Source organism: Agrobacterium cavarae (assembly GCF_004310285.1).
Classification (GTDB): domain Bacteria; phylum Pseudomonadota; class Alphaproteobacteria; order Rhizobiales; family Rhizobiaceae; genus Agrobacterium; species Agrobacterium cavarae.
Genome location: NZ_SISF01000031.1, coordinates 373,578 through 393,002, shown reverse-complemented (window position 1 = coordinate 393,002; position 19,425 = coordinate 373,578). Strand labels below are relative to the sequence as shown.

The window sequence follows — 19,425 nt, the reverse complement described above, 5'->3', positions numbered from 1 at the left end:
GGCCGGACGGGATTATGACAGCCCCCAGTGGTGATTTGCCGACCGGCTTGCAGCCACTTTAAAGAAGTCGCTAAAGGGTCGAGGAAACAGGCAATTTCCGAGGACCGGTTGCGATTTCGCTGCCGGTTTTTTTGTTTTTGGACGTGAGAGTTCGCGATGCCCATCAAGATTCCCGATACGCTGCCCGCCTTCGAAACCCTCGTGAATGAGGGCGTGCGGGTGATGACCGAGACCATGGCGATCCGTCAGGATATCCGCCCGCTCCAGATCGGGCTTCTCAATCTCATGCCGAACAAGATCAAGACCGAAATCCAGATGGCCCGCCTTGTCGGCGCCTCGCCGCTGCAGGTGGAACTGTCGCTGGTGCGCATCGGCGGACACCGCGCCAAGAACACGCCGGAAGAACATCTGCTGTCCTTCTACGAGACGTGGGAAGAGGTGCGTCACCGCAAGTTCGACGGCTTCATCATCACCGGCGCACCGGTGGAAACGCTGGCCTTCGAAGACGTGACCTACTGGGACGAGATGCGGAAAATCTTCGACTGGACGGAGACCAATGTCCATTCGACGCTGAATGTCTGCTGGGGTGCAATGGCGGCGATCTATCACTTCCACGGCGTGCCGAAGCATGAATTGAAGGAGAAGGCCTTCGGCGTTTATCGCCATCGCAATCTGTGCCCGGCCTCCATCTACCTCAATGGTTTTTCTGACGACTTCCAGGTGCCGGTGTCCCGCTGGACGGAAGTCCGCCGCGCCGATATCGAGAAGCATCCGGACCTCGAAATCCTGATGGAGTCCGAGGAGATGGGCGTGTGCCTGGTGCATGAGAAGCGCGGCAAGCGGCTCTACATGTTCAACCACGTGGAGTATGACTCCACCTCGCTGGGAGACGAATATTTCCGCGACGTGAATTCCGGCGTGCCGATCAAGCTGCCGCATGACTACTTCCCGCATAACGACCCGGCGCTGACCCCGCTCAACCGCTGGCGCAGCCATGCCCATCTGTTCTTCGGCAACTGGATCAACGAGATCTACCAGACCACGCCTTACGAACTGGCCGCGATCGGCACGACAACCCGCTGATCAGGAGCCTCCAAGAATTTGACATTCCGGCGTTGCGCCGGACGCCAAAATGACGCAACGTCCGGCGCAAATCGCAAGCGACAGGGAGAATTCGGGATGAGCGAAGCAGGCGCACGGGAGAATTTCGGCATTACGGCCACCGGCGAGAAGGTCGAGCGGGTGACGATTTCCGCCGGCGGTCTGACCGCCAAGGTGATGACCTGGGGTGCGGTCATCCAGGACCTGCGCCTTGGGGGTCATCAGCCGCCGCTGGTGCTCGGCTTCGACGCCTTCGACGACTACCCGAAATACTCCTCCTACTTTGGCGCGACGCCCGGCCGAAACGCCAACCGCATCGGTGGCGGCACATTCTCCATCGACGGCAAGGACTATCAGCTGGAGCTCAACGAAAAGGGCGTCAGCCATCTTCATGGCGGCAGCGACGGCACGGGCAAGCGCAACTGGCTGATCATGGAACACGGACCGAGCCATGTCATTCTGCAGATCATCGATCCGAATGGTCGCGCCGGCTATCCCGGCAACTGCACGATGACCGCAACCTACACCATCCGCGAAGGCGGCGTTCTTTCGGTATTGTATGAAACGACGACCGATCTTCCGACCATCGCCAACGTCTGCCAGCACTCCTACTTCAATCTCGACGGTGCTGAAACCGCACTCGACCACGAGATCGAAATCTCTGCCGATCACTATCTGCCGACCGATGAGCGCCAGATCCCGACCGGCGACATTCGCCCTGTCTCGGGAACGGTGTTCGATCTGCGCCAGCCGACGCCGATGAGCCTGAAGGACGACAAGGGCGAACAGGTGCTCTACGACCACAATTTCTGCCTGTCCGCAGAGCGCGTGGCCAAGCGCAAGGTGGCACATGTCCGCGCTCCGGCCTCCGGCGTGTCGCTGGAAGTCCACACCACAGAACCCGGCGTGCAGTTCTATTCCGGCTTCAAGCTGAACACCGCCGTTCCGGGCCACGATGGCCGCCATTACGGCCCCTTTGCCGGCTTCTGCCTGGAAACCCAGATCTGGCCGGACGCCGTCAATCACGAGGGCTTCCCCAAGGCGATCCTTCGCCCCGGCGAAACGCTGCGGCAGGAAACGGATTACATCTTTAAGAAAGGCTGAAGCAGGTCAGTCCAGCACGCAGCCCACATAAGCGCCGGAGCCTCGGGCCCGGCGCTCGATCAACCCCGCAAGACGCTGCATGCCGCGGCCGGGCTTGCTGGCATTTCGATCAATCGGGTTTGGCAAGGATACGGCCAGAAGTGCAGCCTGGCGAGAGGTGAGCTTGGAGGCCGGCACCTTGAAATGGTATTGCGCTGCGGCCTCGATACCGTAGATGCCCGGGCCCCATTCGGCGATATTGAGATAGATCTCCATCATCCGCTTTTTCGACCAGACGAAGTCGGAAACGAGCGCAAGCGGAAGCTCCAGACCCTTGCGGATGAGCGATCGCCCGTTCCACAGAAACAGGTTCTTGGCCGTCTGCATCGGAATGGTGCTGGCGCCACGTGTCGCCTCGCCTTCCAGCGCGTCGTTGACGACATCCTGCATCTGGTTCCAGTCCACGCCATGGTGGAAACAGAACTGGCCGTCTTCCGACATCATCACCGACTGGATGAGACGGGGAGAAATATCTTCAAGCGGCACCCATTGCCGGTCGTAGCCCCGGAAGGTCACCAGATCGGCAAGCATCAGCGTCGAGACGGGACGAATGAAGGGAAGCGCATAGAGAGGAATCAACAGATAGGGCAGGATCAACAGCGCCAGCACGAACATGCCGACGCGTTTGGCGAGGCTCCTGATATCCAACTTCGGCCTGCTCTCCTCGTCGGGAAGCGCTTCGTACTCCCTTTCGCTTTCCGGCGTACTGCTCACATCCCGTCCCCGCTCGTTCAGATCAAGCCTTTCATATTCTGCTCGCACCATCAAGGCTACTCACGATGGTGAAGTTCCGCACCCCTTCAACAAAACATTTGCCAGCCCTTTTCCCCCATGCCAAACAGCCGCGAGATGGAAGGAAGCGGCGCCATGACATTCGAGACACGGCTGCGAGACAACGCGGCGAGCACGGAAAAACTGCTGGCAGAGCTTCTGACAGGCGCAGTCGGCGACGACGAGATCGCACGGCCCGCAAACCTGCTGGACGCCATGCGCCACGGCGTGCTGAATGGCGGCAAGCGCCTGCGGCCCTTCCTCGTCATTGAGACGGCACGGCTGCTCGGCGGCAATGAGGCTGCGGCCCAGCGTGTGGGCGCTGCACTGGAATGCCTCCACTGCTATTCGCTGGTGCATGATGATCTTCCCGCCATGGATGACGACGACCTGCGTCGCGGCCTGCCGACGGTGCACAGGAAGTTCGACGAGGCGACTGCGATCCTCGCGGGCGATAGCCTGCTCACCCTTGCCTTCGACATCATCGCAAGCCCCGAAACGCCGCTGACAGGCGATCAGAAAACGGCCCTTGTGCTGGCACTGGCACGCGCCGCAGGCATTGGCGGCATGGCAGGCGGTCAGGCACTCGATCTGGCAGCGGAAAAACAGGCACCGGACGAACAGGGCATCGTGACATTGCAGGCGATGAAGACCGGTGCGTTGCTGCGCTTTGCCTGTGAGGCCGGCGCCATCATTGCCGGAAACGATGCGTCCCATCGCCAGACGCTGCGCCGCTTCGGCGAAAAGATCGGCCTCGCCTTCCAGCTTGCCGACGATCTCCTCGATCTCACCTCCGACGCCGCCACAATGGGCAAGGCAACCGGCAAGGACGCCGCCCGCGGCAAAGGCACGCTGGTGGCACTGCGTGGCGAAGACTGGGCACGCGCCAAGCTGCAGGAGCAGGTGCGCGATGCCGCAAACCTGCTTGCGCCCTATGGCGACAAGGCAGAGATCCTCGTAGAAGCGGCACGCTTTATTGCTGAGCGAAAGAGCTGAAGGCGTAAGCATCTCTCCCGCCTTCCCAACATCTTCACACCCACAACAAAAAGGGCCGCCAAAGCAGCCCTTTTCTAAAATCCGATAGGCGCTATTGCATCTTAGCCGTTCTGCGTCAGCGGCGAGATCAACACTTCCACGCGACGGTTCTGGGCGCGGCCATCCGGCGTGGCGTTGGATGCCACCGGCTGCGACGGGCCGAAGCCCATAGTGGACATGCGGCGCTGATCGACACCCTGGCTTGCGAGATAATTGGCAACCGAGGCGGCGCGGCGCTGTGACAGCAGCTGGTTGTGGTTCAGGCTGCCGGTGGAGTCGGTGAAGCCGTTGACGTCGATATAGGTCTTGTTGAACTTGTTGAGAACGATCGCGACCGAATTCAGCGTCGGGTAGAAAGGCGGGATCACCTGATCCTGGTCCGTCGCGAAGGTGATGTTGGACGGCATGTTGAGAACGATGCTGTCGCCACGACGCGTGACGGAGACGCCGGTACCCTGCAACTGCTGGCGAAGCTCGGCCTCCTGATTGTCCATATAGCCGCCGATTGCGCCGCCGGCGAGCGCGCCGATACCGGCACCGATCAGCGCGTTACGGCCCTTGTTGCCGCCGCCGATCGCCAGACCGCCAACCGCACCGGCCAGCGCGCCAAGCCCCGCACCGCCCGCCATGTTGGAGACCTTCTGCTCACCCGTGTAGGGATCGGTCGTGGTGCAGGCGGAAAGGTAAGTTGCGGCAAGCGCAAGAACAGCAAACTTCTTGATCATTGGAAATCATTGCTCCGTGAGTTTCGGGAGGTAAGACACAGCGATTCGGGCATTTTCACGATCGAGACTCACTCCGCCGCGTCCTTTTGGCCAAAACGTTTTTCGATATAGTCGATGACCAGCGCCTCGAAGTCCGAGGCGATGTTCGGACCGCGCAAGGTCAACGCCTTTTCGCCATCGATAAAGACGGGTGCGGAAGGGCTCTCGCCGGTTCCCGGCAGCGAAATGCCGATATCGGCATGCTTGCTTTCGCCCGGACCATTGACGATGCAGCCCATGACGGCGACGTTCAGCGCTTCGACGCCTGGATATTTCTCACGCCAGACCGGCATGTTCTTGCGAATATCGTTCTGGATGTTCTGCGCCAGTTCCTGGAAAACGGTCGACGTCGTGCGCCCGCATCCCGGACAGGCGGCAACCACGGGAATGAACTGGCGAAAGCCCATGACCTGCAACAGTTCCTGCGCCACCTGCACTTCGCGGGTGCGATCGCCATTTGGCTCCGGTGTCAGCGACACGCGGATCGTATCGCCGATGCCCTGCTGCAGCACATAACCCATGGCAGCCGAAGAGGCGACGATGCCCTTGGAACCCATGCCGGCTTCGGTGAGGCCGAGATGCAGCGCGTGGTCGGAGCGCTCCGACAGCATGGAATAGACCGCGATCAGATCCTGAACCTGGCTGACCTTGGCGGAAAGAATGATGCGGTTGCGCGGCAGGCCGATCTCTTCGGCAAGCTCGGCGGATATCAGCGCCGACTGGACGATGGCTTCGCGCGTGACCTGACGGGCGGACAGCGGAAAGCCGGCGTCCTTGTTCTTGTCCATGAGGCTCGTCAGCAATTCCTGATCGAGCGAACCCCAGTTGACGCCGATGCGCACCGGCTTGTCGTAACGGATCGCCATCTCGATGATGTCGCCGAACTGCTTGTCCTTCTTGTCCTTGAAGCCGACATTGCCGGGATTGATGCGGTATTTCGCCAGAGCCTCGGCACAGGCGGGATGATCGGCGAGCAGCTTGTGGCCGATATAGTGAAAGTCACCGACAAGCGGCACATCCATGCCAAGCCGCAGCAGACGGTCGCGGATTTTCGGAACGGCGGCAGCGCTCTCATCCCGGTCCACGGTAATGCGGACGATCTCCGAGCCCGCGCGATGAAGGGCCGCAACCTGCTGGACCGTCGCATCGATATCGGCCGTGTCCGTGTTGGTCATGGATTGCACCACGACCGGTGCACCGCCACCGACGATCACACCACCGACATCGACGGCAACGGAGGCGCGGCGTGGCTTCGGATCGTAATCGGCGTGTGCGTTCATCATGGTCTCTGCAACTGCGGTGAGGGTCTTCATTCAGGTGGATCAAGGCGGGCGCCTTGTCAACATCGAAGCAGTCAACTGTTAAAGCGTGTCGCTTCGCTCTCACACTGTACGGTCTTCTTGTTCGCATGGCGTTATCGCAAAACCGCTTCACACTTTTGCGCGCCGTGCTTTATTTTACCGCAATCATGGCAAAATTCGAGCCCGTCTTACGCCCGACCCAAAACGAGAGCGCTTCCTTAGAGATTGGAAGCGCTCCAGACGCACGGAACGATTGGCGTGGCTCAGTGACCGCTAGCCCCGTCGGCATGACGAGCGAGCCTGGAGAGCAGCAGCACGACCACGTGCAGAAGCGGAATGAACAGGAACACGGTCGCAAGCCCGGTATGTTCGGCAATGAAGCCAATGGCCGAGGGCGCGACCAGAATGCCGGAATAGCCCATGGTGGTGACGACAGACAGACCGATGCCAGGCGCCAGCCCCGGCATGTTGCCGGCAGCGGAAAAAGCGATCGGCACCATGTTGGAGATGCCGATACCGGCAATGGCAAAGCCGATAATGGCAATGAAGGCGTTTCCGGCAGCACCTGCAATCAGAAGACCGACGATCGACAGGGCCGAGCAGACTTGCAACGTGCGCACGGCGCCGAGACGCTCGCGCACCAGATCGCCCGCGAAGCGCATGACGGCCATGGTCAGCGAGAAGGCGGCGAAGGCAAAGCCGGAAACCGCAACCGATGCGCCAAGCTCGTTGCGCAGATAGAGCGCACCCCAATCGAGGACCGCACCCTCCGGCACCATGGAAAACAGCGCCATGAGACCGATGATCCAGGGCAGCGGTGTAAGCGGCAAGCCACCCTTCGGCCGTTCTTCTTCAGGGTGCGGACGATCCACCATGACGCGCGGCCAGGCAACCGCAAGAAGGGCTGCAGCGATGATAGTGAGCGCAACGGCATGACCATAAATGCCGATCTTGGTGATCAGCAGACCGCCAAGGCCCGCACCGATCAGGCCGCCAAGGCTCCAGAAGGCGTGGCATGACGACATGATGGCGCGCCGCATACCGCGCTCCACCGCAACGGCATTGGCATTCATCGCCACATCCATGGCGCCCGTCAGACCGCCGAAGAGAAAGACGGTGATGACGCCCGCCCAGACGGTATTGGAGAGCGTGATGAGAAGTAGTGTCGGCACAAAGATGGCGGCGCAGAAGAGCGTCACCGAGCGCGACCCGATACGGGCGATCTGCGAACCGGCAACCGGCATGCAGGACAGCGAGCCGAGACCGAAGACGAGAATGACGAGCCCGAGCTCAGCTTCGCTCAGCGAAAGGCGCTTGGCAAATTCGGGAATCATCGGCGCCCAGGAGCCCATCATGAAACCGTTCATCAGGAACAGCAAAGAGACGCCAAAGCGGTTTTTCGTCATATAGGGGGTGCGGGCGGTGGAGACGGACATGGGGGAGCCGGTCATGCGGGCTGGTCCTTCGGTGAATGCGGATGGGATGAGGCACGGGCGTCACGCCCGGCAAGATGAATGTCGAGATTTTGTCTCCTGAGATCGCGAACGAAAGCCTCATCCGCATCGCTCTCCAGAACAAGGGTGAGATCGGGGGTGAGCGCCGCCACATGGAAGGCCGCGCCCATACCAAGCTTCTCGGTGGTGAGCGCCGCCAAGGTTCTGGCACTCGCCTTGCAGGCCAGCCGCTTGAAGGTCGCGTCCTGATAGATGTCGGCGGAGAGCCCGCCATCAGCCGTCATGCCGCAGACGCCGAGGATGCAGAGGTCGGGTCGCATATCCTCCAGCTGAGAGATCGCCATTGTATCGATGGCGGCACCGACGGCGGGATCAATTCGCCCGCCGACCACGATCAGCTCCAGATCGGCGCGGCCGGACAGTTCTGCCGCAATCACTGGCGTATTGGTGATGACGGTCAGCCCCGCGCCCTTCGGCAAGTGACGGGCAACGGCAAGATTGGTGGAGCCGGCGTCGAGAAAGATCGTCATTTTCGGTGCGATGCACGCCGCCGCGGCTTGGCCGAGCGCATCCTTGCGGTCCTGCATATCCGTGACACGGTGGCTGAGCGGCACCGTCTTGCCACCGGATATCAGCGCCCCGCCATAGACGCGCTCGCAAAGTCCACGCGCTGCCATATCGCGAAGATCGCGCCGGATCGTGTCTTCCGAAACATCGAAAGCCTGGGCGAGATCCTGCGCAAGAACGCGGCCCTTGCTCTGCAGCTCGGCGAAGATCAGCGTCTGACGCTCGCTGACGAAGTGGTCGATTTTGGACATTCGGCACCAACATGGGGAATCGTGCACAAACACGCATACATGCAGGAAGGCTTATCCACAAGCGGAAATGCCCGCACGGTGGCGGGCATTCTCGTCACTCTTGATGTCGCTTCGTTACTCGGCGTAGACGACCAGCAGATCCTTGGCGTCGATCTGGTCACTTGGCCGTACGAGGACTTCGGCGATTTTGCCGTCCCGCTCGGCATGCAGAGCCGTTTCCATCTTCATCGCTTCGATAGAAACCAGAACGTCGCCCGCCTTCACATCCTGGCCGGCATTGGCGAAGACGCGGGAGATAACGCCCGGCATCGGCGCGCCGACATGGGCGGCGTTCCCCGGCTCTGCCTTGCGGCGGGCAGCCGAGCCACTGGCACCATGGGCACGGTTCGGCACCTTGATGCGGCGCGGCTGGCCGTTGATCTCGAAGAAGATGGTGACCATGCCCTTGTCGTCGACACCCGAAGACGCCTGGTTGACAATGACGAGGGTCTTGCCGCGTTCGATATCGGCAAACAGCTCCTCGCCGTCTTCCATGCCGTAGAAGTAAGCATGGGTCGGCAGTACCGAGACAGGACCGTAGGTTTCCGAAGCGAGCGCGAAATCGGTAAAGACCTTCGGATACATCAGATAGGAGGCAAACTCGAAATCATCGACCGGACGCTCCAGCTTGGTTTCGATCGCCTTGCGCTCCGCATCGAGGTCGGCATCTTCCAGAAGCGAGCCGGGACGAACGGTGTAAGGCTTCTCACCCTTCAGGGCCTTCTTCTGCAGCGCTTCAGGCCAGCCGCCCGGCGATTGGCCGAGATCGCCCTTGAGCATGGAGACGACCGAGTCCGGGAAGGAAACTTCCCTTTCCGGATTTTCTACATCGGCCACCGTCAGATCCTGGCTGACCATCATCAGTGCCATGTCGCCGACGACCTTGGAGGATGGCGTGACCTTGACGATATCGCCGAACATCTTGTTGGCATCGGCATAGGCCTGCGCCACCTCGTGCCAACGGCTTTCAAGACCGAGCGACCGCGCCTGTTCCTTCAGGTTGGTGAACTGGCCGCCGGGCATTTCATGCAGATAGACTTCCGATGCCGGTCCCTTGAGATCGCTTTCGAAGGCCACATACTGGTTGCGCACCGCTTCCCAGTAAAAGGAGATGCGGCGGATCCACTCTGCATCGAGACCCGTGTCGCGTTCCGAACCGGACAACGCCTCGACGATGGAACCGAGGCAGGGCTGCGAGGTGGTGCCGGAGAAGGCATCCATCGCCGCATCCACGGCATCCACGCCCGCATCGACTGCGGCGAGCACTGTGGCGGCAGCAATGCCAGACGTATCATGCGTGTGGAAATGGATCGGCAGGCCGGTTGCTTCACGCAGGGCCTTGAACAGAACCTTCGCGGCGGCAGGCTTCAGAAGACCCGCCATATCCTTGACGGCGATGATATGCGCACCGGCTTTTTCAAGCTCAGCCGCAAGATTGGTGTAATATTTGAGATCGTATTTCGGCCGCGCCGAATTCAAAAGATCGCCCGTGTAGCAGATGGTCGCCTCGCAGAGCTTGTTCTCCTCGGCGATCGCATCCATCGAGACGCGCATGTTTTCGACCCAGTTCAGGCAGTCGAAGACGCGGAAGAGATCGACCCCACCCTTTGCCGCCTGACGGACGAAATATTTCACGACATTGTCGGGGTAGTTCTTGTAGCCGACGCCATTGGCGCCGCGCAGAAGCATCTGCAGAAGCAGGTTCGGCGCGCCTTCGCGGATCAGCGCCAGACGCTCCCATGGGTCTTCGGTCAGGAAGCGCATGGAGACATCGAAGGTCGCACCGCCCCAGCACTCCAGCGACAGAAGCTGCGGAAGTGCTTTGGCATAGACGCTCGCCACGCGGGCAATGTCATGGGTGCGAACGCGCGTTGCCAGAAGCGACTGGTGACCATCGCGCATGGTGGTGTCGGTGACGAGGACGCGCTTTTCGTTGCGCATCCAGTCGGCAAAGCCTTTCGGCCCCAAACTGTCCAGCAACTGCTTCGTACCGTCCGGCGTCGGCGCTTCGATGTAGGGCACGACAGGCTTGACGGCCTTGTCGGACGGCGTGGCGCGACCCTTGGTTTCCGGGTGACCGTTGACGGTGACGTCGGCCAGATAGGTCAGAAGCTTGGTGGCGCGGTCCTGACGCTTCACCTGGGCGAAAAGCTCAGGCGTCGAGTCGATGAAGCGAGTCGTGTAGGTGTTGTTGCGGAAGCTCTCGTGACCGATGATTGCTTCCAGGAAGGTGAGATTGGTCGCCACGCCGCGGATACGGAATTCGCGCAGCGCGCGGTCCATACGGCTGATCGCCTCATCCGGTTTTGGCGCCCATGCGGTGACCTTGACGAGCAGCGGATCGTAATAGCGGGTGATGACGGCGCCGCTATAGGACGTGCCGCCATCCAGGCGAATGCCGAAGCCTGAGGCCGAACGATAGGCCGTGATGCGACCGTAATCGGGAATGAAGTTGTGCTCGGGATCTTCCGTGGTGATGCGGCACTGAAGCGCGTGGCCGTTGAGACGGATATCCTTCTGCTCAGGCACGCCGGATTCGGGCGTGCCGATGGCAGCACCCTCGAGAATGTGGATCTGCGCCTTGACGATATCGATGCCGGTGACGACTTCGGTTACCGTGTGCTCCACCTGGATGCGCGGATTGACCTCGATGAAGTAGAACTTGCCGGTATCGGCGTCCATCAGATACTCGACCGTGCCGGCGCCGATGTAATTCGTCGCGGCTGCGATCTTCAGCGAATAATTGGCAAGCTCCTGGCGCTGCGATTCCGACAGGTAGGGCGCTGGCGCGCGCTCAACCACCTTCTGGTTACGCCGCTGGATGGAGCAGTCACGCTCGAAGAGATGGACGACATTGCCATGCGTGTCGCCAAGGATCTGGCTTTCCACGTGGCGGGCGCGTTCCAGCAGCTTTTCCAGATAGACTTCGTCCTTGCCGAAGGCCGCCTTGGCTTCGCGCTTGGCTTCGGTGACTTCGCGCGCCAGATCTTCCTTTTTGCGAATGGCGCGCATGCCGCGACCGCCGCCGCCCCAAGACGCTTTCAGCATCACCGGGTAGCCGATCTCCTCGGCCATGCGTTCCACTTGCGCAAGATCATCTGGCAGAGGCTCGGTCGCCGGAACAACCGGCACGCCCACCGAAATCGCCAGATCGCGGGCGGCCACCTTGTTGCCGAGCTGACGCATGGTTGCCGGGCGCGGGCCGATGAAGGTGATGCCGGCGGCATCGCAGGCGTCGACGAATTCGGGGCTTTCCGACAGGAGGCCGTAACCTGGATGGATGGCGTCAGCGCCCGAGAGCTTGGCGACGCGGATCACTTCCTCGATCGACAGATAGCTCTCGATCGGACCCATATCCTTGGCAAGATGCGGACCGCGTCCGACCTGGTAGCTTTCATCCGCCTTGAAGCGGTGGAGGGACAACTTGTCCTCTTCCGCCCAGATGGCGACCGTTTTTATACCGAGCTCGTTGGCGGCGCGAAATACGCGGATTGCGATCTCCGAACGATTGGCAACGAGAATTTTCGATATCTTCAAAACGGCCTCCCAAGAACCTTATGAGCACTCCAACATGCTGCACCGCGGAATTAAGCAGCAAAACCGCATGTTGGAAAGGACGATTTTCATCATCCCGGTTCTGGTCCGCGCGTCTGAATGCGTCAACCAATCAAGCCGCAGCGAAACGCAAGCGCCACGACATGCTGGCGGTTTCGCGCACCGAGCTTGCGCTGGATACTGCCGAGGTACCAATCCACCGTATGACTGGTGATCGAAAGGGCCTTGCCGATCTCCGGCGATGTGTTGCCGAGCGCTAGTAGCGTCAGCACATCGCGCTCCCGGCGCGTCAGCTGCGCCACCGAAAGATCCGGAGAGGAAAGCAGATCTTCCGAGTGTCCGGTCAAATCCGCAACACGCCAGAACGTGACACGCATGACCGCATCGAAGATTGCCAGTTCACGCTCTGTCAGATGGCAGCCAAGGCCGCTGATGACAACGCCACCCAGCATGCCGTTGCGCCCGTGAATTGGAAAGGCATAGCCTTCCCGCAGTCCATGTCGAGCCGCATCCTGAAAAAGTTTCGCCGCACGCTTGCGATGCGTCGCCTGCGGAAGAAGGCACACCGCATCCCGCCACCGCACCGGTTTTTGCAACAGACAGAGCGATCGCTCGATGGGATCGACCTCGCTATACTTCTTAGCGTCGTAAATCGCGGGCCAGCCCTCGGGCTGCTGTTGTGCCAGCACCACATCCTTGACCGCAGCCCGCCGGACGGCGCGTCGGAAAATACGATAATAGTCAAACCCGTATTGGCTTATAACCTGCTGGAAAGAAGAGAGAAATTCATCCAGACCCATTGGCTCTGCATGGGTGTCCAGGAACGTAAATAGGGTCTGCATCTCAAAATAGATCCTGGCAATAAAAAAGACCACGAACCTTGCAGGGGGTATGTCTTTCGCACCCCTTAGCAGCCAGGTTCAAACGCGGCAAATATCTAATAAAGAAACGTGTCATGCATTGAAACTTTTCCGCGAAATGGATCGATTTGACAATCCAAAATATTCAGATGGTGCAGAACGCGATTTTTTTTGAGTCTCGCTTCAAAAGCCCCGGCGTTAAGCGCCCATTCATGTAGAAAGAGCGATAAAACAACTGCTTGCATAGCCCGCAATCGCCCTTGTCGCTGAAGGTAAGGGTTTCGCCCCAAAGGGCAGGACTGACATGAAGACGGGATTTGGAAATTGACACTGTTTCAAGTTTACACGCGCGCCCTGCGCTACCTTGCAACCAACAAATGGCGGGTCACGATCGTCGTTGTTGCAAACGTCATTCTTGCGGCAATCACCATCGCTGAGCCGGTTTTGTTCGGCAAGATCATCGATGCGCTGTCGACAGGGTCCGTTCCAACCAACATCCTCATCCTTTGGGGTGCGTTCGGCCTCTTCAATACAGTGGCTTACGTTGCCGTGGCGCGTGAGGCGGACCGGCTTGCCCATGGGCGCCGCGCCTCGCTTCTGACCGAAGCCTTCGGCCGCATCATTTCCATGCCGCTGTCGTGGCATCATCAGCGCGGCACCTCCAACGCGCTGCATACGCTGTTGCGCGCCAGCGAGACGCTATTCGGCCTCTGGCTCGAATTCATGCGCACGCATCTGGCAACCTTCGTTGCCGTCGCGCTCTTGATCCCGACTGCCTTCTCGATGGATGTTCGCCTGAGCTTCGTGCTGGTGGGCCTTGGTATTTTCTACTGGTTCATCGGCAAGTGGGTGATGAACCGCACGAAGGAAGGCCAGGCCTCCGTCGAGGAGCACTATCACACCGTTTTTGCCCATGTGAGCGACTCGATCAGCAACGTCTCGGTGCTGCACAGCTACAACCGCATCGAAGCGGAAACCAAGGCTCTGAAGTCCTTCACCGAGCGCCTGCTGAGCGCCCAGTACCCGGTTCTCGACTGGTGGGCTTTCGCCAGCGCGCTGAACCGCACGGCCTCGACGCTGTCGATGATGATCATCCTCGTTATCGGTACGATCCTGGTGAAGAATGGCGAGCTTCGCGTTGGTGACGTCATTGCCTTTATCGGCTTCGCCAACCTGCTGATCGGCCGCCTCGACCAGATGCGCGCCTTCGTCAGCCAGATTTTCGAAGCCCGCGCCAAGCTCGAGGACTTCTTCAAGCTGGAAGATTCCGTGCAGGAGCGTGAAGAACCGAATTCGGCTCGCGAACTCGGTCACGTCGAAGGCACGGTCGAATTCCGCAACGTCAATTTCGGCTTTGCCAACACCAAGCAGGGCGTGCACGACGTCTCCTTCGTCGCCAATGCCGGCGAGACGGTCGCCATCGTCGGTCCGACCGGTGCCGGCAAGACCACGCTCATCAATCTGTTGCAGCGTGTTTATGACCCAAGCTCCGGCCAGATCCTTGTGGACGGCATCGACATCTCGACGGTGACGCGCCAGTCGCTCAGAAGCTCGATCGCAACCGTGTTCCAGGATGCCGGTCTTCTGAACCGCTCGATCCGCGACAACATCCGTCTGGGTCGCGATTCGGCAACCGACGATGAAATCGTCCAAGCCGCAACTGCGGCGGCTGCGACCGACTTCATCGACAGCAGACTGAATGGCTACATGACGCAGGTGGGTGAGCGCGGCAACCGTCTCTCCGGTGGTGAGCGCCAGCGTATCGCCATTGCCCGTGCGGTTTTGAAGAATGCGCCGATCCTGGTTCTGGACGAAGCGACGAGTGCGCTCGACGTGGAAACCGAAGCGCGTGTGAAGGACGCCGTCGATGCGCTGCGCAAGGATCGCACCACCTTCATCATCGCGCACCGTCTATCGACGGTTCGCGACGCCGATCTGGTGCTGTTCATGGACAATGGCCGGATCATCGAGAAGGGGACCTTCGATGAACTCAGCCTTCGCGGTGGCCGCTTCACTTCGCTGCTCAGAGCAAGCGGCCTTGTCAACGATGACGAAAAGACCGGTGTGCCATCTATCAACATGCCGCAGCGACAGATGAACCACGCATAAGACAAAAAAGACGTGATGATTTCAGATTGACCTCCGCAGCCCTGCGCTGCGGAGGTTTTTCTTTGTGCAGTTTGCTGAAACGGCAGAAAGCAAAAAGCCCCGGCGCGAACCGGGGCTTCAACAGGTGCATTCTGGATGCGAGCAGTATCAGGGCCGACCAAACGCCTTACAGTCTGTTCAATAATTGCTGTTGGTCTGACGAAAATGGTGATTTCGAGAACCGGAGCGCAGCGTACTTAAAGTACGTGAGCACCGGAAGCACAGAAATTGCCATTTGCAGGCGGCCAACGGCGATTATTGGATAGACTGTTAGTAGTTGTCGTCCTCGTCTTCATCCTTGCGGGTAGACTTGAGCGAGGAGAGCTTGGCGAAAACGGCGTTGGCGTCGATTTCTTTTTCTTCTTCGCGCTCATAGTTGAAGCCGAGCTTTTCGGTGGTGCTTGCAGGCTGCAAGGTCGCATCCAGTTCTTCCTGGGTGGGAAGCGGGCGACCACGCGATGCACGTTCGACTTCGAGGTCGAGATCGATCTGGCTGCAGAGGCCAAGCGTGACCGGGTCCATCGGAGTCAGGTTGGCGGCGTTCCAGTGGGTGCGGTCACGGATCTGCTCGATGGTCGACTTGGTGGTGCCGACGAGACGCGAAATCTGCGCGTCCTTCAGCTCCGGATGGTTGCGCACCAGCCAGAGAATGGCATTCGGACGGTCCTGACGCTTGGAGACCGGCGTGTAACGCGGGCCACGGCGCTTGGATTCTGGAACGCGAACCTTCGGCTCGGAAAGCTTCAGCTTGTGGTTCGGGTTGCCTTCGGCGCGTTGGATTTCGTCGCGGGAAAGCTGACCTGTTGCGATCGGATCGAGACCTTTGATGCCCTGCGCTGCTTCACCATCGGCGATTGCCTTGACCTCAAGCGGATGAAGCTTGCAGAACGTGGCAATCTGATCGAACGACAGCGCCGTGTTGTCGACCAGCCAGACGGCCGTCGCTTTCGGCATGAGCAGTGTTTGAGCCATAGATACAATCCTTCTGAGCGTCCGCGCCGGTGTCGCGGGCGTGGAATGAAACCACTGATTTCCGGGAATATGACCGCTCTATAACCGGATTGCATCAGAATTGCAATTGTTCGAGAAACAAATGACCTTTGTCTAATTGCCGGATGTCACCAACCTGTTATGAATTGGACACATGACTGGAGGACAGGAGTCTCCAGACTTAAAAAGACAATCTGCATGAGGAGGAGTTCATGTCTGCGAAGATCTACCCGGTTCTCAAATCGGCCAAAACCGGCACTCTGATCGACAATGACCGCTATCTGAAATGGTATCAGGACAGCGTGGAAGACCCGGAGAAATTCTGGGGCAAGCACGGCAAGCGGATCGACTGGTTCAAGCCATACACCAAGGTCAAGAACACCTCCTTCAAGGGCAAGGTGCCAATCAAATGGTTCGAGGACGGCCTCACCAACGTCTCCTACAACTGTATCGACCGCCATCTGAAGACGCATGGCGAACGCACCGCGATCATCTGGGAAGGTGACAATCCCTATATCGACAAGAAGATCACCTACAACCAGCTGTATGATGCCGTCTGCCGCCTCGCCAATGTGCTGAAAAAGCACGGCGTCAAGAAGGGCGACCGCGTCACCATCTATATGCCGATGATCCCGGAAGCGGCCTATGCGATGCTCGCCTGCGCCCGCATCGGTGCCATCCATTCCGTCGTCTTCGGCGGCTTCTCTCCCGAAGCGCTGGCCGGCCGCATCGTCGACTGCCAGTCCACCTTCGTCATCACCTGCGATGAAGGCGTTCGTGGCGGCAAGCCCATTCCGCTCAAGGAGAACACCGACAAGGCGATCCACATCGCCGCGCGCCAGCACGTCATCGTCAACAAGGTCCTGGTCGTGCGCCGCACGGGCGGCAAGACCAACTGGGCGCCCGGTCGCGACCTCTGGTACCACCAGGAAACCGCAAACGTAAAACCCCATTGCGAGCCGGTGAAGATGAAGGCGGAAGACCCGCTCTTCATTCTCTATACATCGGGCTCCACCGGCAAGCCGAAGGGTGTACTGCACACGACCGGCGGCTATCTCGTCTATGTGTCGATGACGCATGAATATGTCTTCGACTACAAGGATGGCGACATCTACTGGTGTACGGCCGATGTCGGCTGGGTAACGGGCCACTCCTATATCGTCTACGGACCGCTTGCCAACTGCGCCACGACGCTGATGTTCGAAGGCGTGCCGAACTTCCCCGACCAGGGACGTTTCTGGGAAGTCATCGACAAGCACAAGGTCAATATCTTCTATACCGCACCCACCGCGCTTCGGTCGTTGATGGGCGCCGGCGACGAGTTCGTCAAACGCTCGCAGCGCTCCAGCATCCGCCTTCTCGGCACGGTCGGCGAGCCGATCAACCCGGAAGCCTGGGAATGGTATTATCACGTCGTCGGCGAAGACAAGAGCCCGATCGTCGACACATGGTGGCAGACGGAAACCGGCGGCATTCTGATTTCACCGCTGCCCGGTGCCACTGACCTGAAGCCCGGTTCGGCCACCCGCCCCTTCTTCGGCGTCAAGCCGGAACTGGTCGATGCCGAGGGCAAGGTGCTGGAAGGTCCGGCCGACGGCAATCTTTGCATCACCGACAGCTGGCCAGGCCAGGCGCGCACCGTCTATGGCGATCACCAGCGCTTCATCGAGACCTACTTCTCCACCTATAAGGGAAAGTACTTCACTGGCGATGGCTGCCGGCGCGACGAAGATGGCTATTACTGGATCACCGGCCGCGTCGATGACGTGCTGAACGTCTCCGGCCACCGTCTTGGAACCGCAGAGGTGGAATCGGCGCTCGTCTCGCACAGCGCCGTTTCGGAGGCGGCCGTGGTCGGCTATCCGCACCATATCAAGGGACAGGGCATCTATTGCTATGTCACACTGATGGCGGGCAAGACCGGCGACGAAGCGCTGCGCGCCGAACTCGTCAAGCATGTGCGCGATGAGATCGGCCCGGTGGCAACGCCGGACAAGATCCAGTTCGCTCCCGGCCTGCCGAAAACCCGCTCCGGCAAGATCATGCGTCGAATCCTGCGAAAGATTGCTGAAGACGATTTCGGCGCGCTGGGTGACACCTCGACGCTCGCCGATCCCGCGGTCGTCGATGATCTGATCGAAAACCGCCAGAACAAGCCTGCGGCGGCTTGAGGCCTTTATGGGCGCCTCACATGTCCTGAGAAACAAAAACGCCCGGCGACGATCTGTCACCGGGCGTTTTCATATGAGGCTGCGCGTCTCACAGTCTGTTCAAGAATTGCCGTTGGCCTGCCGAAAATGGTTATTTCGAGAACCGGAGCGCAGCGTACTAAAGTACGTGAGCACCGGAAGCGCAGAAATTGCCATTTGCAGTCGGCCAACGGCGATTATGGGATAGACTGTTACTGAGCGCGAACTTCCTTGAGCTTAGCCTGAATGCCGTCAACGACATCCGCACCAATTTCAGCCTTATGCTTTTCGTAGACGACCGCGGACTTTTCGCGGATACGCGCCTGCTCTTCGGCAGACAGAACGTTCACCTTGAGACCAGCTTCCTTGATCTTGTCGAGCGACTTCTGGTTCAGCGCGCGGATGACCTTGCGCTCTTCATCGCGACCGACAATCGCGCATTCACGAAGGGCGGTCTGCTCTTCGGGCGTGTAGCTGTCGAAGATCGGCTTGGAGAAGAGGAAGAGGAACGGCGTGTAAGCGTGGTTCGTCTCGGTGACGAATTTCTGCACTTCGTAGAACTTCGAAGTGTCGATCGTCACATAGGGGTTTTCCTGTGCGTCGATCGCATTGGTCTCAAGTGCGGAGAACACTTCGCCAAACGCCATCGGCGTGGCATTGGCGCCGAGGTTCTGGAAGGTGTCGAGGAAGATGTTGTTCTGCATCACCCGGACCTTGAGGCCCGAGAAGTCTTCCCACTTGTCGACCGCGCGCTTGGAGTTGGAGAGATTGCGGAAGCCGTTTTCCCAGTAGGCGAGGTTTACGAGGCCCTGCTCTTCCAGCTTCTTGTTCATCATGTCGCCGAACTCGCCATCCAGAACGGCATCGACTTCCTTCGTGTTTGAAAACAGGAAGGGCAGATCGAACACGCCGAGTGCCGGAATCAGGCCGACGAGTGGCGAGGACGAGGTGACAACGGCTTCCTGAACACCGGAACGCAATGCCTGGGTTGCCTGCAAGTCGCCGCCGAGAGCGCCGCCCCAGAATGCGGTCATCTTCAGCTTGCCGCCGGTCTTCTCGTCGAGGCAGGCCTGCATGGCCTTGATGCCGTTGCCGACCGGGTGATCCTGGTTGATGCCGTTCGACACGCGGATCATCCGGCTGTTGTATTCAGCAAAAGCGGGTGCGGAAGCACCGGCGGTGAAGGCGATGGCTGTCGTGAGTAGAAGTAGCTTTCTCATGGTTTCCTCCCTTGGAATTGAGCATTTCCAGTCAAGA

The 19,425-nt window shown here is 59.7% G+C and carries 14 protein-coding genes and 1 riboswitch; of the genes, 5 read left to right on the top strand and 9 right to left on the bottom strand.

What is annotated here, in order from left to right; all coding sequences use genetic code 11:
* The first annotated feature begins 17 nt into the window (after positions 1-17).
* A riboswitch (SAM riboswitch) is annotated at positions 18-94 on the top strand.
* 62 nt (positions 95-156) lie between these two features.
* Together metA and EYC79_RS15175 are read left to right on the top strand one after the other, a co-directional pair.
* A complete protein-coding gene (gene metA / locus EYC79_RS15180) occupies positions 157-1,083 on the top strand; it encodes a homoserine O-acetyltransferase MetA (protein ID WP_130978502.1) in 927 nt (308 codons plus the stop codon).
* A gap of 96 nt (positions 1,084-1,179) precedes the next feature.
* On the top strand, positions 1,180-2,205 hold the full coding sequence (locus EYC79_RS15175) for an aldose epimerase family protein (RefSeq protein WP_130978501.1): 1,026 nt from the start codon (positions 1,180-1,182) through the stop codon (positions 2,203-2,205).
* A gap of 6 nt (positions 2,206-2,211) precedes the next feature.
* On the opposite strand, the gene mtgA is transcribed toward EYC79_RS15175, so the two are convergent.
* Positions 2,212-2,859, bottom strand: coding sequence for a monofunctional biosynthetic peptidoglycan transglycosylase (gene mtgA / locus EYC79_RS15170; protein ID WP_245495303.1), 648 nt, complete (start codon positions 2,857-2,859; stop codon positions 2,212-2,214).
* Between the two features lie 252 nt (positions 2,860-3,111).
* Here mtgA and EYC79_RS15165 point away from each other — a divergent pair, with 252 nt between their 5' ends.
* A complete protein-coding gene (locus tag EYC79_RS15165; protein WP_245495293.1) occupies positions 3,112-4,011 on the top strand; it encodes a polyprenyl synthetase family protein in 900 nt (299 codons plus the stop codon).
* 101 nt (positions 4,012-4,112) lie between these two features.
* On the opposite strand, the gene EYC79_RS15160 is transcribed toward EYC79_RS15165, so the two are convergent.
* The 6 genes from EYC79_RS15160 to EYC79_RS15135 form a co-directional block, all read right to left on the bottom strand.
* On the bottom strand, positions 4,113-4,775 hold the full coding sequence (locus EYC79_RS15160) for a YiaD family glycine zipper/OmpA-like lipoprotein (protein ID WP_062424792.1): 663 nt from the start codon (positions 4,773-4,775) through the stop codon (positions 4,113-4,115).
* A gap of 68 nt (positions 4,776-4,843) precedes the next feature.
* Positions 4,844-6,094, bottom strand: coding sequence for a flavodoxin-dependent (E)-4-hydroxy-3-methylbut-2-enyl-diphosphate synthase (ispG, locus tag EYC79_RS15155; protein ID WP_062424814.1), 1,251 nt, complete (start codon positions 6,092-6,094; stop codon positions 4,844-4,846).
* A gap of 284 nt (positions 6,095-6,378) precedes the next feature.
* Positions 6,379-7,566 (bottom strand): MFS transporter, encoded by a 1,188-nt coding sequence (locus tag EYC79_RS15150; RefSeq protein WP_130978498.1) that lies wholly within the window; start codon positions 7,564-7,566, stop codon positions 6,379-6,381.
* Positions 7,563-8,387 (bottom strand): DeoR/GlpR family DNA-binding transcription regulator, encoded by an 825-nt coding sequence (locus EYC79_RS15145; protein ID WP_113227588.1) that lies wholly within the window; start codon positions 8,385-8,387, stop codon positions 7,563-7,565. Before EYC79_RS15145 ends, EYC79_RS15150 begins: the two co-directional genes overlap by 4 nt.
* 114 nt (positions 8,388-8,501) lie before the next feature.
* A complete protein-coding gene (gene pyc, locus EYC79_RS15140) occupies positions 8,502-11,963 on the bottom strand; it encodes a pyruvate carboxylase (protein WP_130978497.1) in 3,462 nt (1,153 codons plus the stop codon).
* Positions 11,964-12,085: 122 nt separating this feature from the next.
* Positions 12,086-12,856 (bottom strand): LuxR family transcriptional regulator, encoded by a 771-nt coding sequence (locus tag EYC79_RS15135; protein WP_205654402.1) that lies wholly within the window; start codon positions 12,854-12,856, stop codon positions 12,086-12,088.
* Positions 12,857-13,165: 309 nt separating this feature from the next.
* On the opposite strand from EYC79_RS15135, the gene EYC79_RS15130 reads away from it, so the two are divergent.
* Positions 13,166-14,950, top strand: a complete 1,785-nt coding sequence (locus tag EYC79_RS15130) for a glucan ABC transporter ATP-binding protein/ permease (protein WP_062424787.1) — start codon at positions 13,166-13,168, stop codon at positions 14,948-14,950.
* 309 nt (positions 14,951-15,259) lie between these two features.
* On the opposite strand, the gene EYC79_RS15125 is transcribed toward EYC79_RS15130, so the two are convergent.
* The gene (locus tag EYC79_RS15125) at positions 15,260-15,961 is read right to left on the bottom strand and encodes a DUF1013 domain-containing protein (RefSeq protein WP_062424786.1); all 702 of its coding nucleotides are present in this window, start codon (positions 15,959-15,961) and stop codon (positions 15,260-15,262) included.
* Positions 15,962-16,191: 230 nt separating this feature from the next.
* Between EYC79_RS15125 and acs the strand changes: the two genes are divergently transcribed.
* Positions 16,192-18,150: an acetate--CoA ligase gene (acs, locus tag EYC79_RS15120; RefSeq protein WP_113273107.1), complete on the top strand. Its 1,959-nt coding sequence runs from the start codon at positions 16,192-16,194 to the stop codon at positions 18,148-18,150.
* Between the two features lie 230 nt (positions 18,151-18,380).
* On the opposite strand, the gene EYC79_RS15115 is transcribed toward acs, so the two are convergent.
* Positions 18,381-19,388 carry a TRAP transporter substrate-binding protein gene (locus EYC79_RS15115; RefSeq protein WP_062597412.1) on the bottom strand — a complete coding sequence of 336 codons (1,008 nt, stop codon included), beginning with the start codon at positions 19,386-19,388 and terminating at the stop codon, positions 18,381-18,383.
* Positions 19,389-19,425: the final 37 nt, after the last annotated feature.